We start from the raw sequence: 19,365 nt of genomic DNA on the forward strand, positions 1-19,365 counted from the left end.
GCGGACTCCCGCGACCCTGCATAGATAGGCGACAGCTCTCTTGAGCCCATACGTTCGGATCACTTCTTCAATCAATGCATATTTTTCTCCCGGTGTGAGCCTTACTTCCTCAGCCTCCTCTCGGCTGCCTCTAACTTTTTTAACAATTCCAGTTCAGCCTCTAAATACTTAATCTTGGCCTGTGCCTTTTTCAGTTGTTCTTCCGCGGACAGATCCCGTGTTACCGGGCGACCGGCGCTTCCGCGGCCCCGACGCTCGGATAACAGACCGTCCTCGCCAAGGGCGTCATACGATTTCCTCCATCGCTTTAGCGATTGTTTCGGTATATCCGGCCCGATCTGCTTGGGATCCAACCCTGCCTCCAGAGAGATTTCGCACAGTTGTGCATCGAGTTGAACATTGTACCGAGCTTTAGCACGATCAAGCAGCACAAGGACTGGTCCGGAAAGCATTGCCCGTCGAAAATCCTCAATGACAAGCGCTGGAATGAGTTGGTCAATGGCATTGTGGCCGAGTACGGCAGACTGAAGGGCCTGCCCATCCATGCTGCCAAACCGTCCACCGTGACGAAACCTACACCAAAGCCATCCGCACCATCCGGAAACTCCATAGTGGACTACCTCAATGCTAAGGGGCAGGACAGCTCGCTCGCGGCGCGGAAGAAACTGGCGGAGCAATACGGCATCAAAGGGTATACGGGTACAGCGGCGCAGAACCTGCAGCTTCTGGACAAGCTCAAGAGCGGGGCTAAGCCGGCGGTAAAGCCAGCAACGAAACCGTCTCCCGCTTATAAAGGCAATTCCGTCGTCGATTACCTTAACTCACTGGGTCGTGACAGTTCCCTCTCTGCACGCAAACGTCTGGCCGAGCAGTACGGCTTTAAAAACTACACGGGTACCGCCGCACAAAACCTGCAGCTACTGGATAAGTTGAGGTCCGGTAAAAAGCCGTCCAAAAAGATCAACACAAACTCCCTCGTGGATTACCTCAAAATAACCAAGCAGCCGTCCAGTTTTTCGGCACGGAAGAAGCTGGCTGCAAAGCACGGAATCAAGAATTACAAGGGAACTGCTAATCAGAATAAGCAGTTGCTGGATATTCTGAATAAGTGATACAATGGGATTGGCATCAAGATTGTAACTACATGATTAGTTGTGTGGCAGCCGGTGACTAAGGCCCGTCAATGCCTGACATGCACGCTTATCACAACACAGAGTCAAAGCGGCCTTCCCTGTTATGGGTTGGACGCTTTTTTGCGTTCTAAGGAGGGATTTTTGATGGATGATAATAATAGAGAGATAAGGGAAAAAAGATACAAGAAAATAAAGTATCAAGAAGTTGAGGAAAACAAATGGAGACGCTTAATATATATAGTTTTTCTGGTGGTCAATCTCATTGTTATTTCTATGTTTGACGTGGTTGATCGTATAGGTTTAATACCGACAATGATATTGGTCACGATATTGGTTTATTATTTCAACAAGAATCTCACACTAATCTTTTATAAAAAACTTATCAAAAAAAGCATGAATTAAATGCAGGCTGTTAGGTCGCTGGAATAAGATAGTACACAGAAAGACGGCCTTCCCGGTAGTGGGTGGGCCGCTTTTTTGCGTTATCTAAAGTGATTTTCAATCAGGTGGAAGAGTTCTTCATCGATTCCTGGCCGTCGTCCTAGCAATAGCAAAACTCTTCAGGATGTAACTTATTCTGAAACTTATCGAACGATTATTCGTATATATTTTTTAATAGGTTATAAAGGGTGAATCTAAAATGAAAATATATACATACCAACTTCCATTAACCAAGGGTAGTACACAAGAAGTCACTTTATATGATGAATCAGAAAAACCACAGTATCTTTTTAAGAGAGTATATAAATCTTTTTTTCATCAAATATTTGACGGTAGGATAGGTAACTTTCAATTCCTCAGTGAATTTCATGGATACGATTTAAAAGGTAATAAGGTAGTACGTGCTTACAATAAATATTCATTAACAAGTTCTGAAACGTTATTACAGTTAGATAAAGAATCCCTATTCATTGCAAAATTTGAAGGTTTCAATTCAATTACCCCGACATACCATATTAAAAGTGAAGTTATACAAATATTTTCAACAATTGACACGAAGCGGTTTGTTCAGTTTTATGAAGATAAACAACTCATAGCATCGATTCAACTTTATTTTAAACCAAATATAAAAAGCGAACTTAAATTATATAGCGCAGGAACTATTCAGAATCCACTATTCTATGTTTTATGTGCTCAAATATTTTATTTTGTAGGAGAATATTAAAAGTTGGTTTATAAATGTAAGTGTGATGTTTTTAAGTAACAGAAACGTTTAGCAGCCTTCCCGGTATGTTGGCCGCTTTTTTATATTTGAAAATCCATCCTATAAAACGGCTTTCACTTTATGACGAATTTCAAAAAAATAAGTGTGAGAAGTTTGCTGATAGTTACTGCTGAAAGAACTATTAATGCTAGTGTCGGTATAAGCCCTATACGGTCAACCAAGTCATATTTAATGTTTGCACATAAAAACACGACCAATAAAATTCTATAAATTAATAACCTCCATTCATTATCCTGTGCTTCTTGATATTTTATTGTTTTATATCTTTCACTTCGTATTTTGGAATTATTCATATCAAGCACCCCACACATATCAGCATTTTCCTATGCACACTTCTCTGCAGTAAAGCCTTTCCAAGTTTGGGCGGTCTCTTTTTGTTTATGATGAGAGTATGCAGACCCCCACTTAGCTAGATAAGCCCTTCGGTTTCATCGCCACGGGGCTTTTACCGTATAAATGACTAAAGCGGCCTTCCCTGTTATGGGTTGGCCGCTTTTTTGTTAATGGGGAACTTAATTAATTATTGTACAGCACTCTAATATTGTTGATTGTAAACGACTTGCCTTCTTGGTTGATAACTTGGAAACGATATTTTTTCCCTCTAAGCCTTACCATAGGTTCCGGAACCAATATAAAACATTCTAGCGAATGTCATTGGGCCATAATTCTCTCCCTTTATAGCAAAAGGAACCATGACGTTATTGTTTTCAGGCTCTAAGTGTACCATCTGCTTAATTTCTTCTACTGTGTAGGGAATTTGCTGACCATCGCCATCAAGCACTTCAACTTGAGAATAAAAATCTTCTGTGTTGGTGATAGAGGTGCTAGCTGCAACTTCTGTTGGAGATAGACAAGACAAACTGACTAGAAAAGCTAGACCAAGAGCAACAATCTTTTTCATAATAGCCTCCTATGTAAGGTTAAATTTTACACCGAGGCAATCATACCATATCAGTAGGAAAATACAACCACTTCATACCCATTTACTCCCACTAATTCCAACTTCTCATCAAAGTACTGTTTAACTTCCTCGTTCGTAGCAGGATCATCTGTCATCACTTTTAATTCTTTTTCGCTCTTACTGACACCGAAGCCGTTTACGCCATACTTCTCAGCTACTTCAGGATAAACAGTTTCATCGTCAAATAACTCATCGATCAGCTCATCTTCTGTCTTCCCAGCAGAAAGAACCTGACTTCCCAAACCGTAAACCAACAGGCAAGTCGTCAATCCCATAAAAATCAAGCGTTTCTTTTTCATAGTGATCACCCTCCTCATCTTAAATAATTTCATACTTAATCGTTTTCATCAACCTAATTACCATCAATTCCAAATTATAGACTTAATTCGTGTCGGTTTTCAGTCTTTTGGTGCTTCATGTAGCTTCTTCAATGATGCAGAAAAAGAGAAATAACACTCGATAAATAAGAACGTTCGTTCTATGATATCCCCAAGGAGGGATGCTGCATGCTAAGAGACCGCGGCAATATCAAATGGACGGCCATGATGCTGCCTGAGCATCTGGAGGCATTGAGACAATGGCATGAGGAGGATAATCAGATTCCTCGGCCTGAGCTTTCCGAATGGGACCTCATGGAGATCCAGGAGGAGATTGATCTAGGTTACAAGCGTAAGTGCTTGGTCGAGGTGCAGACGTGGCGAGCAGGGGATATCCGAAAGCATACGGGTGTGATCGTGGATGTGGACGTGACGGGTAAGCGGATCCGTGTGGATGAGGGATGGCTGGACGTCTGTGAGGTCGTTGGAGTAGGTTAATACATAAAAAGCGGCCGCCCGTAGAGGGGTGGCCGCTTTTTATTCATCTGTTGTTTTTGTGTCAGTGCTATCTGCCTGTTGACTGTTTTGCATCATTTCATGGACATTGATAGTTGGTAAAATTACCGGCTTAGACTCGCCTTTACTAGTTAAATCCGATACTAGACTGCGGAGGTAGGGGAATAATATAGAAGCAGCATTTATCTCGTAGTAGCTAATAATTTCGGTCTCTTCAGTTATCACTTCACTATTAAACCTGAAGAACCCCGCAATAACTGCTTTAACATAATGCTCATCTGACGGATTCCCTAACTCAACACTTAGCCAAACAACAGCGTGATTAATATTGTCTTTATCTAACGATAACTTGAATGAAAATTTGGGATCTGTGAAGTCTGGATCTGGTTCAAGTAATCCATTCTTATAAATAGTTTCAACCACATGGTAGTGCGCAAATTGCAGTGCAGCTTTCATAATACTTTACTCCTTACCCTTTAAGAAGCCATTAATGTGTCAACACCAATAGTAAAGGTTTTTTCACTATCCTCTACATGAACAATGGAGGGACTCTTTAAAGTAGCGCTTTTGTCGAATTCGATTGTCGTATATAGTTCCTCACTCGGGACTTCAAGAAAATCCTTCATAATGTTGAAAATTGAATGAATTTCTCCAGTTTCGGGATCACGGACTCCAGGTGTTTTGGAATCAAACTCAACTTTGACCCCATATTCCTCAGCAACTTTAAGTATGTGCTCTCGATTTATTGGAATTTCCAAGGGAAATCATCCTCCTTAACGACTTTTTTAGTCATTGTTAATTTCGCTTGCTTATCCATAGCAACTTCTTGGATGCTGCTATCCACGATTGCTCGGCTGTTCTTTACACAAACTTGTGTGCCTTGTAAACGGTATGATATCTCTTCTTCATTATGAATGAATGACAACTGTTTTAGTCGCTTATTTTCATCGATTGGGCGGGATTGCACCGTGAATGTCTTGATAATTGCCCACACGTATTCAGGATCCATCATGGAGAAAACAAAATGCGCACTTATTTTATCTTCCTCCGGCTCAAAAAGAATCTCTTCACGGACGTGACTCAAAAAACGAGCCAGAGATTCAATTCCTTCCCTTGTATCTAAATGCAGAACCTTATTAAAAGGTGCATTAATTCTTGCCTCTAATACAGTCGGTTTTACATTTTTTCGAAACCTGTATTTAGTTTGTGCCCAAACTGATGCTTGTTTATAATCTTCACGGTAAAGGTAAAATCCATCGCCCAGCCAATGATTAGTCCTGTTTCCCTTTATAATGAAGGACTGTGAAGCAACAATCTTTTTTGCGGACGTGTCGCTAGTTCCGTGATAAGCGTAAAAATCAAGATCTCTCATACCACCACTCGCAGTTCACTTTGGTAGCTTTAGAATATCATTGTCACTCATAGAAACATAGAGTTTTGTTTTCAGTTTATAAGATTAAAAACCTCCGCACCAAAGTATGACTATTGATCGGACTAATAAGCACGCCCCGATTTTGCCCGACTTGTTGTGACTAACTGTGCTTCTCGATGACCTTTTTCATTTAATAAAACGCTCAACCAATGCGCTGAAACTCGCAAAGGTTGAGCATGATTCATGCTAGTAATATGGGTTCGATTCCTGCCGAGGGCGCTGACAGACGCATCACCTTTATAGGTGGTGCGTTTTTTTGTTGTTCCCTGAAACGTGCGGTTGTCTTTTACTCCCTGCTTGATTCCACATTCCCTGAATCTTTTCCTTCTTTTGTACGTAGAGAATAATGAAAAGGCCATTGTTTCAAGGAGAAATGCGAATGGGTAAGGTAGGGGTAGATATCGCAGGTGAGAGAGGGGATTAAACTGATGAGAAAGATGATGGGTCCGATCCTGATCATTGTAGGGATCCTGGTCGTACTGGCCATTATGCTAGTGCCAAAATACAATGGATTCGTGAATCTGGAGGAAGATGTCAACCAGGCATACAGCCAGATTGAAAACCAACTGCAGCGCCGGATGGATCTGATTCCAAACCTCGTAGAGACCGCAAAGGGCTACGCGGCGCATGAAGAAGAAGTCTTCACGGACATCGCCGATGCGCGCTCGCGTCTCGCAGGGGCGGGATCGCCCGAAGAACAGGCCAATGCCAACGAAGAATTGACCGGCGCACTGAGCCGACTGCTGGTCATCGCCGAGAATTATCCGGACCTGAAGGCGAACGAGAACTTCCGCCAACTCATGGATGAGCTTGCAGGGACAGAAAACCGGCTTGCGGTCGCGCGGATGGATTACAATGAAGCGGCTACTGAATATAACCGGAATGTCCGGAGGTTCCCGGGCAATCTGGTCGCCGGCATTTTCGGATTCGATCAGAAAGAGTACTTCGAAGCGTCGGAAGCCGCACAGGAAGCGCCGAAAGTCGATTTCGGGGAGTACGGTAACTGATGAAGCGGATCGGCAGGACTCTTCTGTTCGTCCTGCTTCTCTTTGCCGGAACGTCCGCTCTGGCGGCGGAGCCGGACGTGCCGGAATCTACAGGAACGTATGTGCAGGACCATGCTAAAATATTGACAGCTGAACAGCAGTCTCAAATCGAGGAGATGGCAAGTAATCTTGAGCAAGGGACGGGCGCTCAAATTGTTATCCTTACCCTTCCAAGTGCGATTGAAGTACCGGAAATGTATGGGGTTGAAGCATACCGAAAACTTGGTCTTGGGACAGCGGAAGAGGACAACGGAGTTCTATTGCTTGTCTCAACAGTCAAGAATTCTTCTGGTGATCGTGCATTTGAGATCACTGTAGGATATGGACTGGAAGGTGCACTTCCAGATGGGAAGGTTGGCCGTATTATTGAAGAGTATGGCGTGCCTTATCTGCGAAAGCCTCTAGAAGATCCGCAAACGGCAATAATGAACGTTTACCCTGTACTCCATAACGAGGTGGCCAAAGAATACAACTGGGACGGCACTGTTGAGCAATCCGAGCCCTATGCCGGCACCGGAAGCGATGGAGGCGGAGGAATCAATCCGATTGTCACCATCATTATCATTTTCGTCCTCTTTAACATGTTCTTCGGCGGGGGAGGCCGTGGAGGCGGAGGAGGAGGTCCCGGCGGCAGACGCCGCAGGGGCGGCCCGTTCATCTTCATCCCAGGTTCCTTCGGAGGTGGCGGAGGTGGCTTCGGTGGAGGCGGCTTCGGTGGCGGAGGCGGCGGTTTCACAGGTGGAGGAGGATCCACCGGCGGAGGCGGCGCCGGCCGGGGCTGGTAATCTGAAAGGAAGTAGGAATACGTATGAATGTGACATTGTATGTTGGCAACGATTGCCCGCTCTGCGACGAAGCGTTGCTTAATCTGAAACTTGCGGCGGAGGATTTCCCGCTTGATGTCGAAGTGGTCGATATCAAGCAGGATGACCAGCTGCACGAAAAATACATGCTGATGATTCCGGTACTGGAGAAGGACGGCCAAGTGCTGCTCTATGGAAACATCGGCTACGGTGATGTAATGGAGGCGCTCCTGTAGCGCTTCTTTTTTTGATTAGGCTCTGTTAGCGGATGGTGTTGATACTGGCTGTTGCTTGGAGTGAAGGGCGGCGACTCCTGCGGAAAAGGAGGGCGGAGAGACCCTGCAAGGGGCTCGATGCCTTCCCCGCGGAAAGCGTCCGCCCGTAACGGAGAGCAACAACACTCTATAACAGAGCCTTTGATTAAAAAGTTTGCAACTCCCCATTTCGTGGAATACAATAAGTACGTAGTGGGACATAATTTAAATCACCGGGACATTTATAGTCCCGAAGTGAGGAGGATGTCCATGGATCCGGGGACACAGTCTTTGCTCAGTATTCTCCCTGAACTGCCTGACTTGCTGTCTGTGCGATACAGCATCCTGAATGCCATACGGCAAGAAGGCCCTGTCGGCAGGCGTTCGCTGGTTGGCCGGGAAAACCTCAGTGAGCGTGAGGTTCGTGCAGTTTGCGACCTTCTCCGGCAGCAAGGGCTGATTACGGCGGAAACCTCGGGCATGAAAGTCACAGCTGAAGGGGAATCCGTTCTTGACTCATTGCAGCCGGTTGTCAGCCAATGGACAGGACTTGAAGAATTAGGGACTGAACTATGCCTGAAATTGGGTATACAGAAAGTGGTGGTTGTCCCCGGCGGGGATGACGATGACCTGGTCAAGCGGCGGATGGCGAGAGCGGCATGCGCCCATATGGCTGGAGTACTCAATGAAGGATCGGTCGTGGCAGTAACCGGAGGAAGCACGGTCGCGGCGATTGCCGATGAAGCGGCGCTTGCGGGACTCCCCGGAGGGATCCGCTTTATCGCGGCCCGCGGCGGCACAAGCGGTGACGTGAAGTCGCAGGCCAACATGATTGCGGCTATGCTTGCGGCTGCCACAGGAGGAAGCTGGACACCGCTCCATCTCCCGGAGACGCTCGCTGAAACATCGATCGGTCCGCTTATGGAAGAGCCTTCAGTGATGGAAGCGATGGCCCTCTATGACCAGACGGACTGCATTGTACACGGCATCGGTGACGCCCTGGAACTGGCACGTCGCCGTGGGGCTGATGAAGGAACCCTGGAAAAACTGGCCGAGGAAGGAGCGGCTGCGGAAGCGTTCGGTTACTATTTGGACCGAGACGGATCGGTGATCCACCGCCTCCGCACGATCGGGCTCAGCCGAAGCCAGATCGACCGCATTCCACATCCGCTTGCTGTGGCGGGCGGGGTGGAAAAGGCGGGGCCAATACTCGCCTATATGAAGCAGGCACCCGGCCGGACGGTCCTCGTGACTGACGAAACGGCTGCCATGGAAATGCTCCGCCTTTCCGGCGGAGAAACAAAGTGACGTTTGGAAAATCATTGATAAAAACCGGAGGGATTCAGATATGGCATTGAAAGTGGCAATCAACGGATTTGGGCGGATCGGACGCGTCGTCTTCCGCCAGGCTTGGGACAACCCGGAACTCGACATCGTGGCGATCAACGACCTGACAGATGCGGCGATGCTCGCACATCTTCTGAAGTATGATTCCGTGCATGGCATTTTTGAAGGGGAAGTCAGCAGTGACGATGAGCACCTGATCGTAGCAGGCAAGAAAATCCGCGTGTTCGCGGAAAAAGATCCTGCTGCCCTTCCTTGGGGCGACCTTGGAATCGATGTAGTCCTCGAATCGACCGGTGTCTTCCGCGACCGCGAATCGGCCGGCAAGCACCTTGAGGCGGGCGCCAAGCGCGTGCTTCTTTCAGCACCGGGCAAGGGTGACATCAAGACGCTTGTCATGGGCATCAACGAAAACGACTTTGATCCGGAAAAGGACGATATTGTTTCGAATGCATCGTGCACGACAAACTGTCTGGCGCCGGTCGTTAAAGTCCTTAATGAAAAGTTCGGCGTGAAAAAAGGACTCATGACCACTGTGCACTCCTATACGAACGACCAGCGTATCCTTGATCTTCCTCACAGCGACTATCGCCGTGCGCGTGCCGCTGCGGAGTCGATGATCCCGACGACTACAGGAGCTGCGACTGCAGTTACAAAAGTGCTTCCTGAGCTGAAGGGCAAGCTGGATGGCATGGCCGTACGTGTACCGACACCGAACGTCTCCCTCGTCGACTTCACGGCGCAGCTGGAAAAACCGGCGACTCCGGAAGATGTCAACGCGGCGATGAAGGAAGCGGCGGAAGGCGACCTGAAGGGCCTCCTGTTCGTATCAGACCTGCCGCTTGTATCCAAGGACTACAACGGCGTGCCGGCTTCGTCCACTGTCGATGCGCTGTCGACGATGGCAATCGGCGACGATATGGTCAAAGTCATCAGCTGGTACGATAACGAGAGCGGCTATTCCGCCCGTTGTATCGACCTGATGGTCCACATGTCGAAGGCAGGAATCTGATAGCCTTCCCATAAAGAAACCACTATAATGGAATGGGGCCAGGAACGGACGCCCCGTTCCTTTTTACATACGGAGAATATGGAGGGGTTTGCATGATCCGAAAAAAATCCATTAACGATCTCAATGTCGCCGGCAAGCGTGTGTTTGTCCGTGTCGACTTCAACGTACCGCTCGAAGGCGGCCGAATTACGGACGACACCCGTATCCGCGCGGCGCTGCCTACAATAGAAAAGCTTGCTGACGCAGGCGCTAAAGTCATCCTCGCGAGCCACCTCGGCCGGCCAAAAGGGCAGGTTAATGAAGAGATGCGTCTCGCACCCGTGGGCAAGCGCCTGACCGAGCTGCTCGGCAAAGACGTCAGTGCTCTCCCTGAATCGACTGGTGATGCTGTGAAAGAAGCGGTTTCGGCGATGAAGGAAGGCGAGGTCATCCTTCTCGAAAACGTCCGTTTCCATGCGGGAGAAGAAAAGAACGACCCGGAGCTGGCAAAGCAATTTGCGGAACTCGCGGATCTCTACGTGAATGACGCATTCGGAGCCGCTCACCGTGCGCATGCATCCACTGCAGGCATTGCGGAACATCTGCCTGCGTCTTCCGGCCTTCTGATGGAGAAGGAGCTGGATGTGCTCGGCAAGGCTTTGGCTGAACCGGCGCGGCCGTTCACCGCTATCATCGGCGGCGCAAAGGTTAAGGATAAAATCGGCGTCATCGATCACCTCCTGGACAAGGTTGACCATCTGCTGCTCGGCGGCGGCCTGTCCTACACGTTCACAAAGGCACAGGGCCATGACGTAGGCAACTCGCTTGTCGAGGAAGACAAGATCGACCTTGCAAAGTCATTCATGCAAAAGGCGGAGGAAAAAGGCGTCAAGCTCCACATCCCGAGCGATGCTGTAGTGGCTTCTGAATTCAAGGCCGATGCGGAAACAAAGACCGTCCGTACCGATGCGATTCCAGAAGGCTGGATGGGACTTGATATCGGACCTGAAACAGCGGCTGTATATGCTGACGTGATTTGTCAGTCGAAGACGATTCTCTGGAACGGACCGATGGGCGTATTCGAGATGGATGCCTTTGCAGAAGGCACCAAGACAGTCGCGCAGGCAGTTGCAGAAACGGAAGGCTACACGATCATCGGCGGCGGCGACTCGGCGGCGGCCGTAGAGAAGTTCGGCCTGGCGGACCGGATGGACCATATCTCGACTGGCGGCGGCGCTTCCCTCGAGTTCATGGAAGGAAAAGAGCTGCCGGGCGTATCTGCTCTCGACGACAAGTAATCTGCGAAAAAATTGGAGGGAACGCAAATGCGAAAACCGATCATTGCAGGCAACTGGAAAATGCACAAGACACTCGGTGAAGCGGAATCGTTCTTTGACTCGGTCAAGGGCAGGCTCCCGGATGCGGAGAAGGCGGACACCGTGGTCTGCGCATCGGCACCATTCCTGGCAAGCCTTGCCGCACGGACCGGCGAAGGGACGCCCTCAGTCGGTGCACAGACGATGCATGAAGAGGAAAAAGGGGCCTACACCGGAGAGGTCAGTCCGGTGATGCTGACAGACCTGGGCGTCAGGTACGTCATCATCGGCCACTCCGAGCGCCGAGAGTTCTTTAACGAGACTGATGACTCGGTCAACCGGAAAACCAAAGCTGCCTTCATCCATGGACTTATCCCGATCATCTGTGTCGGAGAGTCGCTTGAAGAACGGGAAAGCGAGAAAACCGCGGATAAGATATCCGGACAGGTCAGGGCGGCGTTTGAAGGCATCGGAGCGGAAAACGCGGCCGGTGCAGTTATCGCCTATGAACCGATCTGGGCGATCGGAACCGGAAAGACCGCAACATCCGAAATGGCAAATGAGGCATGCGCAGAAATCCGCAGTACGATTGCGGAGCTCTACGGACAAGAAACTGCAGAACAGGTCCGGATTCAATATGGCGGCAGTGTGAAGCCGGAAAACATTGCCGAGCTTCTCGCCCAGCCGGACATTGACGGCGCGCTTGTCGGTGGCGCGAGCCTGGAGCCGGAATCGTTCATCGCGCTTGCGGAGGCGGCGGGTCATGAGTAATCGTCCTGTCGCACTGATCATCCTGGATGGCTTCGGCCAGCGGGAAGAAATGGCCGGCAATGCGGTTGCCCAGGCGGACAAGCCGAACTTTGACCGATACCGTTCGAAGTACCCGACGACAAGCCTCACGGCGAGTGGAGAGGCGGTCGGGCTGCCGGAAGGACAGATGGGCAACTCTGAGGTCGGCCATCTGAACATCGGCGCCGGACGCATCGTCTATCAGAGCCTGACACGGATCAACAAGTCCATCCGGGAAGGGGACTTTTTTGAAAATGAAGCCCTTCTCTCCGCTTTTCGCAACGCCAAGGAACCAGGACGGTCGCTTCATATTATGGGCCTCTTGTCCGACGGGGGTGTCCACAGCCATATCGGACACCTGCACGCGCTGATTGATCTTGCGAAAGCGCAGAAATTGGAGCGGGTTTATCTGCATCTCTTCCTTGACGGCCGTGATGTCGGCCCGACAACGGCTCCAGGCTATATCAGGGAGACGGAGCGGCATCTCGATGAAGCGGGTGTCGGCCGTATCGCAACGGTCAGCGGCCGCTACTATGCGATGGACCGTGACCGGAGATGGGACCGGGTCAAGCTGGCTTACGACGCGATTACAGACGGGACGGGCGCAACTGTCCGATCGGCCGAGGAAGGCATCGAAGCTGCTTACGAGCGCGGCGAAACCGATGAATTCGTCATCCCGTTCGTCGTCTGTGGAGAAGAAGGAGAGCCGGTCGCCACGATCAATGACAAGGACTCGATCGTTTTCTTCAACTTCCGCCCGGACCGGGCCATCCAGCTGACTTCTGCGTTTGTATCGGATGATTTCAGCGGCTTCGGCACAACCTATCGCCGTCCGTCTGATCTGACTTATGTCACGTTTACGCAGTACAGCGAAGACTTTACGGGCCACGCCCGTGTCGTCTATCCGAACGTCAACCTGCGGAAGACGGTCGGAGAAGTGATTTCGGACTCCGGACTCCGCCAGCTGCGCATCGCAGAGACTGAGAAATATCCCCACGTTACATTCTTCATGAGCGGCGGCAGGGAAGAGGTCTTTCCCGGGGAGGAAAGAATCCTCATCAATTCACCGAAAGTCGCGACATACGACCTGAAACCGGAGATGAGCGCCTATGAAGTTGCGGATGCACTGGTAGGCGTGATCGAAAATGACGAGACGGATGCCATCATCCTGAACTTCGCGAACCCGGACATGGTCGGGCACAGCGGCATGCTGGAGCCGACGATCAAGGCGGTTGAAGCCGTTGACGAATGCCTGGGACGGGTCGTCGATGCTCTGCTCGCCAAAGGCGGGGCGGCCATCATCACAGCAGACCACGGGAATGCGGATGAAGTGGTCACGACCGATGGAAGGCCGATGACCGCGCACACAACAAATCCGGTTCCGGTCATCGTGACAAAGGAAGGGCTCGTTTTGCAGGAAGGCATTCTTGCCGACCTTGCACCGACGATGCTGAAACTGCTTGGCATTGAACAGCCGGCAGATATGACAGGCAAACCATTATTCTAAACAGAGGGAGTGTCCAGCAATGCCAATCATCAGCCAGATCCAAGCACGTGAAGTACTTGATTCCCGCGGGAATCCGACAGTGGAAGTAGAAGTCTTCACAGACAGCGGTGCATACGGACGAGCCATTGTTCCATCCGGCGCATCGACCGGTGAATACGAAGCGGTTGAACTCCGGGACGGCGACAAGTCCCGTTACCTCGGCAAGGGCGTCCTGAAAGCCGTAGACAACGTCAACGGTGTGATTGCAGATGAACTGTCGGACATGTATTCCGTACTTGACCAAGTATCGATCGACCAGGCACTCATCGAACTGGACGGAACGGAAAATAAGGGTAAGCTTGGTGCCAATGCGATTCTGGGTGTATCCATTGCAGTCGCACACGCAGCTGCAGACTACCTGGATCTCCCGCTTTACCAGTACCTGGGAGGCGTCAACGCAAAGCAGTTGCCGGTCCCGATGATGAACATCCTCAACGGCGGCGAGCATGCTGACAACAACGTCGATATCCAGGAGTTCATGGTCATGCCGGTCGGCGCGGAGTCGTTCCGTCAGGCGCTTCGCATGGGTACGGAAGTGTTCCACTCCCTGAAAGCGGTCCTAAAGGAAAAGGGCCTCAACACGGCGGTCGGCGACGAAGGCGGCTTTGCACCGAACCTTGGCTCCAACGAAGAAGCTCTCTCGACAATCATGGAAGCGATCGAGAAAGCCGGCTACAAGCCGGGTGAGGATCTCGTCCTCGCGATGGACGTGGCTTCTTCCGAGTTCTACGACAAGGAATCCGGAAAGTACAACCTGTCCGGCGAAGGAATCACCCGCACATCTGAAGAGATGGTTTCATGGTATGAGGAACTGTGCAACAAGTACCCGATCATCTCGATTGAGGACGGCCTGGATGAAAACGACTGGGAAGGCCACCGTTTGCTGACCGAGCGAATCGGCGGCAACGTCCAGCTTGTCGGCGACGACCTGTTCGTGACGAACACGAAAAAACTTGCACGCGGCATTGAAGAAGGCGTCGGCAACTCAATCCTCGTCAAGGTGAACCAGATCGGTACGCTCACCGAGACATTCGATGCGATTGAAATGGCGAAGCGCGCAGGCTACACGGCCGTTATCTCCCACCGCTCCGGCGAGTCGGAAGATGTCACCATTGCGGACATCGCCGTCGCGGTCAATGCCGGTCAGATCAAGACCGGTGCACCGTCCCGCACGGACCGCGTCGCGAAGTACAACCAGCTTCTCCGTATCGAGGACCAGCTGGCAGCAACTGCCCAGTACCCGGGCATCAAGACATTCTATAACCTGAAGAAGTAATAGTGAGGACCGGCACAAGTGCCGGTCCTTTTTGACGATGTTGGAAATCGGAGTGGCTGGTTGCAATAAAGACTGACGACATGCAACATGGGGCGCCGACTTGCCACGTGGCCCGCGAATTTGCCACATGGCGCACTGACTTGCCACAAGGCGGTCGGGATTCTGGTGCGCAATCAGCAATCTATCAGAAAGTTTTTCCGAGATAGTTGTGGCGGCAGTCACGCTTTGATAGAATGGATATTGTTGAGAACGTTTCAGGAGGTGGAAAAATGCATACACTGCTCATGACGTTGCTGCTGATCGTGTCGATCGCGCTGATTGTCGTCGTCCTGTTGCAATCCGGGAAAAGTGCAGGTCTTTCCGGAGCCATCTCCGGTGGAGCGGAGCAATTGTTCGGTAAGCAGAAGGCACGCGGTCTCGATCTCGTCTTTCATCGCGTGACAATCGTTCTGTCGGTACTTTTCTTCGTGCTTGCCATTGCCGTCACGAAGTTCTGAATCTAAACCACCCGCCCGGCCGCATGCGCGGTTGGGCGTTTTTACATAGGAGGCGAAATGCTCATGAAAAAAGTGAAACTGACCCCTCCAAAGCCGTTCTTCTTCAGACACGGCCCGCGGGCGGTGCTGCTTCTGCACGGTTTCCGGGGAAGCTCGGCGGATGTCCGCATGCTCGGCCGTTTTCTCGAAAAGCACGACTACACCTGCATGGCGCCACATTATTCGGGGCACGGCGTTGAGCCGGAAGAATTATTGAAAACTGGACCGTCCGACTGGTGGGCCGATGTCGAGGCCGCGTATGCATACCTGAAAGAAGAAGGCTACGATGAAATCGCGGTGGTCGGATTATCGCTCGGAGGTGTGTTCACGCTCAAATTAGGGTATAACTATCCCGTAAAAGGGCTTGTGACCATGTGCGCGCCCATGATTATGAAAACAACAGATATTATGTTCGAGGGCGTACTCCAATATGCGGCGGAATTCAAGAAGTACGAAGGGAAAGAGCCGGACCGGATCGAAGAGGAAGTGGAACAGATCCGTGAACAGGGAATGGCATCACTGCCGGCACTGAGGGATTTTGTCCATGACGTCCGGGATCATGTGGAAGAGGTATATGCACCTGTCTTCGTCGTCCAGGCGGAACAGGACAGGGTCATTGACCCAGCGTCTGCTGACATCATCTATGAGTCCGTCGGATCCCCGGTGAAAGATTTGAAGAAATATCCGGAATCAGGGCACGTTATCACGCTCGGACCAGAAAAGGAACAGCTCCACCAGGATATCCTCACATTCCTGGAATCACTGGATTGGAGCGAATAACCGCCGGAGAAAGACAGGCTATTGCAGGAGGGATATTGTGGAAGAATATTTAAAAGAATTGCGTGACCGGCTTCTCTCGTTCATGCGCGAAGACAGCTACAAACCGCTGACCGTACAGGAGATCCAGGAGGAACTGGAACTGACGGATGCAGGGGAATTCAAGGAACTGGTGAAAGTACTCGTCGAACTTGAGGAAAAGGGAGACGTGATCCGCTCACGTTCTGACCGCTACGGTGTTCCGGAGCGGATGGACATCATTCGCGGCCGCTTTATCGGCCATGCCAAAGGGTTCGGGTTCGTCGTGCCTGAAGAAGAGGGAATGGATGATATTTTCATCCCTCCGAATGAGACAAACACAGCGATGAACGGCGACACCGTCCTGATCAAGATCCTGAAAGAAACAGGAGGCGACCGTCAGGAAGGTTCCGTCATCCGGATTGCGGAACGCAAAAACACGAAAGTCGTCGGGACATTCCAGGCGCACAAAGGCTTCGGTTTTGTCATTGCGGATGATAAGAAATTGCCGATGGACGTATTTGTATCCAAGGAAAACACGCTTGGTGCTGTCGACGGGCACAAAGTCGTCGTCGAAATCACCGAATGGCCGAGTGAGCGCAAGTCGGCCGAAGGAATCATCGTCCAGGTGCTCGGACACAAAAACGATCCGGGTGTCGATATCCTCTCGATCATCTATAAATATGGTATCGAGATCGAGTTCCCTGATGAAGTCATCGAGCACGCCAACCGGGTTCCTGACGAAATCCGTGAGCAGGACCTGTTTAAGCGCCGGGATCTCCGGGGCGAACAGATTGTCACAATCGATGGCGCAGAAGCCAAGGACCTTGACGATGCCGTCACGGTTACAAAGAACGACGACGGCACCTATAAGCTCGGCGTCCATATTGCGGACGTCAGCTATTATGTGACGGAAGGTTCCGCGATCGATGATGAAGCCCGTGAGCGGGGAACGAGTGTCTACCTGACGGACCGGGTTATCCCGATGATCCCTCACCGCCTATCTAACGGTATCTGCTCACTGAACCCCCATGTTGACCGTCTCACACTCAGCTGCGAGATGACCATCGACAGCAAGGGTAAAGTCGTTTCTCATGAGATTTTCCAGAGCGTCATCCGTACTGTTGAGCGGATGACATATACCGATGTGTATAAAATCGTAGAAGAAAAAGATGTGGAGCTCCGTTCACGCTATGAGCCGCTTGTCCCGATGTTCGAGCATATGGCGGAACTCGCTGCCATCCTGCGACAGCGCCGTTTCGACCGCGGAGCGATCGACTTCGACTTCAAGGAATCCAAGATCATTGTTGATGAAGAAGGCTGGCCGACGGACGTTGTCGTACGCGAGCGAACGGTTGCGGAAAAACTGATCGAAGAGTTCATGCTAGTCGCGAACGAGACGGTAGCCGAGCATTTCCACTGGCTCCGGGTTCCGTTCATCTACAGGATTCACGAAGATCCGAAATCCGAGAAACTGGAGCGGTTCTTCGAGTTCATCACGAACTTCGGTCTGCTTGTGCGCGGGACGTCGAACAAAGTGCACCCGAGGGCACTCCAGGAAATCCTCGAATCGATCTCCGGGGAACCGGAGGAGCCGGTCGTCTCTACAATGCTCCTCCGTTCGATGCAGCAGGCGAGGTACTCCGAGCTGAGCCTCGGCCACTTCGGCCTCTCCAGCGAGTTCTACACGCACTTCACATCGCCAATTCGGCGGTATCCTGACCTTCTCGTCCACCGGCTGATCCGCACATATCTCATCGAGGCGGACACTTCGCCGGCTACGGTCGCGAAGTGGAAAGGCGAAGTTCCTGAAATCGCGGAGCACTCGTCCGACATGGAGCGCCGTGCTGTCGATGCGGAGCGGGATACGGAAGCGCTCAAGAAGGCACAGTTCATGGTAGACAAAGTCGGCGAAGAGTTTGAAGGCATCATTTCGTCGGTCACGAACTTTGGCCTGTTTGTGGAACTGGAAAACACTATTGAGGGGCTTGTCCATGTCTCTTACATGACCGATGACTATTACTGGTTCGATGATCGCAATCTGATGATGGTTGGGGAGCATACGGCCAAGCAGTTCCGGATCGGCGACAAAGTGAAAGTCCGTGTCATTTCCGTCAAGCCCGAAGAGTCGGCGATCGACTTTGAGCTGGCGGATATGGACAGCACCAATGCGCCGGTTCGCCGGACACGCAAAGACAGCCCGAAGGTCATCCGGACAAAGGGTGATACAAGAGGCGGCGACAAAGGCCGTGGAGAAGGCAACCGCGGCGGCAGCGGCGGGCGAAGCTCCGGGGGCAACCGCGGAGGCGGAAGGAGCGGCGGCGGACGCAGCGGCGGTGGCCGTGGCGGTAACCGTGGCGGCGGTTCCGGCAGACCTTCCGGACAAGGAAGTTCCGGCGGCAACCGTTCCCGTGGCGGCGGACGCGGAAATTCTCCGCGAGGCGGCAACCCGAAGAAATAACTTGAACCGAATCAATAAACCATGACACCGGACGGCATCTTGCCGTCCCGTTGTCCGTTATAGAGGGGGAAACACCATGGCGAAGGGAAACGACCAGCGTGTCCTCGCACAAAACAAGAAAGCCGGGCACGATTACTTTATTGAAGAAACGATTGAAGCGGGAATTGTCCTACAGGGTACGGAAATCAAGTCCATCCGGAACGGCAAGGTCCAGCTGCGCGATGCCTTTATCCGCATCAGGAATAATGAGGCGTGGATTTCCAACATGCACGTAAGCCCCTATGAACAGGGAAACCGATTCAACCACGATCCGCTGCGAGCACGGAAACTGCTGCTTCATAAAAAGCAGATCAATCAGCTGCTGGGTAAGACAAAGGAAGAGGGGTTCTCGATCATCCCGCTTAAAATGTACGTCAAGAATGGCTATGCCAAAGTCCTGATCGGGGTCGCGAAAGGTAAGAAAAAGTATGATAAGCGGGAAGACCTGAAGAAAAAAGAACACAAGCGCGAGATGGAGCGGGCATTCAAGGCAAAGCAGCAATATTGAATGCGCATCGCCTGCGAGCGGAGAAGCAGTACTGAATGCCCTTCGCTTGCAAGACGGCGCGATATATCCTATAATGA

22 protein-coding genes are annotated in these 19,365 nt (G+C 51.1%); 17 read left to right on the forward strand and 5 right to left on the reverse strand.

What is annotated here, in order from left to right; all coding sequences use genetic code 11:
* The first annotated feature begins 380 nt into the window (after nt 1–380).
* The 3 genes from BMX91_RS16070 to BMX91_RS14400 all read left to right on the forward strand — a co-directional run bounded on the left by BMX91_RS16070 (nt 381) and on the right by BMX91_RS14400 (nt 2,298).
* Complete coding sequence (locus BMX91_RS16070; protein WP_143059395.1) at nt 381–1,112, forward strand: DUF3597 family protein; 732 nt, start codon at nt 381–383, stop codon at nt 1,110–1,112.
* 165 nt (nt 1,113–1,277) lie between these two features.
* Nucleotides 1,278–1,535 (forward strand): hypothetical protein, encoded by a 258-nt coding sequence (locus BMX91_RS14395; RefSeq protein WP_092055763.1) that lies wholly within the window; start codon nt 1,278–1,280, stop codon nt 1,533–1,535.
* A gap of 238 nt (nt 1,536–1,773) precedes the next feature.
* Nucleotides 1,774–2,298 (forward strand): tubby C-terminal domain-like protein, encoded by a 525-nt coding sequence (locus tag BMX91_RS14400; protein WP_092055765.1) that lies wholly within the window; start codon nt 1,774–1,776, stop codon nt 2,296–2,298.
* Between the two features lie 661 nt (nt 2,299–2,959).
* Here BMX91_RS14400 and BMX91_RS14410 read toward each other — a convergent pair.
* On the reverse strand, nt 2,960–3,259 hold the full coding sequence (locus BMX91_RS14410) for a hypothetical protein (protein ID WP_092055770.1): 300 nt from the start codon (nt 3,257–3,259) through the stop codon (nt 2,960–2,962).
* 50 nt (nt 3,260–3,309) lie between these two features.
* Complete coding sequence (locus BMX91_RS14415) at nt 3,310–3,618, reverse strand: hypothetical protein (RefSeq protein WP_092055771.1); 309 nt, start codon at nt 3,616–3,618, stop codon at nt 3,310–3,312.
* 207 nt (nt 3,619–3,825) lie between these two features.
* Between BMX91_RS14415 and BMX91_RS14420 the strand changes: the two genes are divergently transcribed.
* Nucleotides 3,826–4,134 (forward strand): YolD-like family protein, encoded by a 309-nt coding sequence (locus BMX91_RS14420; RefSeq protein WP_092055773.1) that lies wholly within the window; start codon nt 3,826–3,828, stop codon nt 4,132–4,134.
* Between the two features lie 39 nt (nt 4,135–4,173).
* Here BMX91_RS14420 and BMX91_RS14425 read toward each other — a convergent pair whose 3' ends face one another.
* The 3 genes from BMX91_RS14425 to BMX91_RS14435 are packed head-to-tail and all read right to left on the reverse strand — an operon-like array spanning nt 4,174 to nt 5,524.
* Nucleotides 4,174–4,608, reverse strand: coding sequence for a protein-export chaperone SecB (locus BMX91_RS14425; RefSeq protein WP_092055775.1), 435 nt, complete (start codon nt 4,606–4,608; stop codon nt 4,174–4,176).
* Between the two features lie 20 nt (nt 4,609–4,628).
* Nucleotides 4,629–4,910: a hypothetical protein gene (locus BMX91_RS14430; RefSeq protein WP_092055777.1), complete on the reverse strand. Its 282-nt coding sequence runs from the start codon at nt 4,908–4,910 to the stop codon at nt 4,629–4,631.
* Entirely contained in the window at nt 4,895–5,524 is a 630-nt protein-coding gene (locus BMX91_RS14435) for a hypothetical protein (RefSeq protein WP_092055779.1), read from the reverse strand. Before BMX91_RS14435 ends, BMX91_RS14430 begins: the two co-directional genes overlap by 16 nt.
* 488 nt (nt 5,525–6,012) lie before the next feature.
* Between BMX91_RS14435 and BMX91_RS14440 the strand changes: the two genes are divergently transcribed.
* The 13 genes from BMX91_RS14440 (at nt 6,013) to smpB (ending at nt 19,288) form a co-directional block, all read left to right on the forward strand.
* A complete protein-coding gene (locus BMX91_RS14440; RefSeq protein ID WP_092055782.1) occupies nt 6,013–6,591 on the forward strand; it encodes a LemA family protein in 579 nt (192 codons plus the stop codon).
* Entirely contained in the window at nt 6,591–7,415 is an 825-nt protein-coding gene (locus tag BMX91_RS14445; RefSeq protein WP_092055784.1) for a TPM domain-containing protein, read from the forward strand. Before BMX91_RS14440 ends, BMX91_RS14445 begins: the two co-directional genes overlap by 1 nt.
* A gap of 23 nt (nt 7,416–7,438) precedes the next feature.
* Nucleotides 7,439–7,669, forward strand: coding sequence for a glutaredoxin family protein (locus BMX91_RS14450; protein WP_092055787.1), 231 nt, complete (start codon nt 7,439–7,441; stop codon nt 7,667–7,669).
* 288 nt (nt 7,670–7,957) lie between these two features.
* Nucleotides 7,958–8,995, forward strand: a complete 1,038-nt coding sequence (locus BMX91_RS14455) for a sugar-binding transcriptional regulator (RefSeq protein WP_177168417.1) — start codon at nt 7,958–7,960, stop codon at nt 8,993–8,995.
* Nucleotides 8,996–9,035: 40 nt separating this feature from the next.
* The gene (gap, locus tag BMX91_RS14460) at nt 9,036–10,043 is read left to right on the forward strand and encodes a type I glyceraldehyde-3-phosphate dehydrogenase (RefSeq protein ID WP_092055791.1); all 1,008 of its coding nucleotides are present in this window, start codon (nt 9,036–9,038) and stop codon (nt 10,041–10,043) included.
* Between the two features lie 92 nt (nt 10,044–10,135).
* Complete coding sequence (locus BMX91_RS14465) at nt 10,136–11,320, forward strand: phosphoglycerate kinase (RefSeq protein ID WP_092055792.1); 1,185 nt, start codon at nt 10,136–10,138, stop codon at nt 11,318–11,320.
* A 27-nt stretch (nt 11,321–11,347) separates the two neighbouring features.
* Nucleotides 11,348–12,109 (forward strand): triose-phosphate isomerase, encoded by a 762-nt coding sequence (gene tpiA / locus BMX91_RS14470; RefSeq protein WP_092055794.1) that lies wholly within the window; start codon nt 11,348–11,350, stop codon nt 12,107–12,109.
* The gene (gene gpmI, locus BMX91_RS14475) at nt 12,102–13,634 is read left to right on the forward strand and encodes a 2,3-bisphosphoglycerate-independent phosphoglycerate mutase (RefSeq protein WP_092055795.1); all 1,533 of its coding nucleotides are present in this window, start codon (nt 12,102–12,104) and stop codon (nt 13,632–13,634) included. The genes tpiA and gpmI overlap by 8 nt, the downstream gene beginning before the upstream one ends.
* A 19-nt stretch (nt 13,635–13,653) precedes the next feature.
* Nucleotides 13,654–14,949, forward strand: a complete 1,296-nt coding sequence (gene eno, locus BMX91_RS14480; protein WP_092055797.1) for a phosphopyruvate hydratase — start codon at nt 13,654–13,656, stop codon at nt 14,947–14,949.
* A gap of 269 nt (nt 14,950–15,218) precedes the next feature.
* Nucleotides 15,219–15,446 carry a preprotein translocase subunit SecG gene (secG, locus tag BMX91_RS14485; RefSeq protein ID WP_092055798.1) on the forward strand — a complete coding sequence of 76 codons (228 nt, stop codon included), beginning with the start codon at nt 15,219–15,221 and terminating at the stop codon, nt 15,444–15,446.
* Between the two features lie 63 nt (nt 15,447–15,509).
* Nucleotides 15,510–16,265: an alpha/beta hydrolase gene (locus BMX91_RS14490; RefSeq protein WP_281242845.1), complete on the forward strand. Its 756-nt coding sequence runs from the start codon at nt 15,510–15,512 to the stop codon at nt 16,263–16,265.
* 37 nt (nt 16,266–16,302) lie between these two features.
* Complete coding sequence (gene rnr / locus BMX91_RS14495; protein ID WP_092055800.1) at nt 16,303–18,741, forward strand: ribonuclease R; 2,439 nt, start codon at nt 16,303–16,305, stop codon at nt 18,739–18,741.
* Nucleotides 18,742–18,817: 76 nt separating this feature from the next.
* Nucleotides 18,818–19,288 carry an SsrA-binding protein SmpB gene (smpB, locus tag BMX91_RS14500; RefSeq protein WP_092055802.1) on the forward strand — a complete coding sequence of 157 codons (471 nt, stop codon included), beginning with the start codon at nt 18,818–18,820 and terminating at the stop codon, nt 19,286–19,288.
* Nucleotides 19,289–19,365: the final 77 nt, after the last annotated feature.

Origin of the sequence: Bhargavaea ginsengi, assembly GCF_900109165.1 — a bacterium.
GTDB lineage: Bacteria > Bacillota > Bacilli > Bacillales_A > Planococcaceae > Bhargavaea > Bhargavaea ginsengi.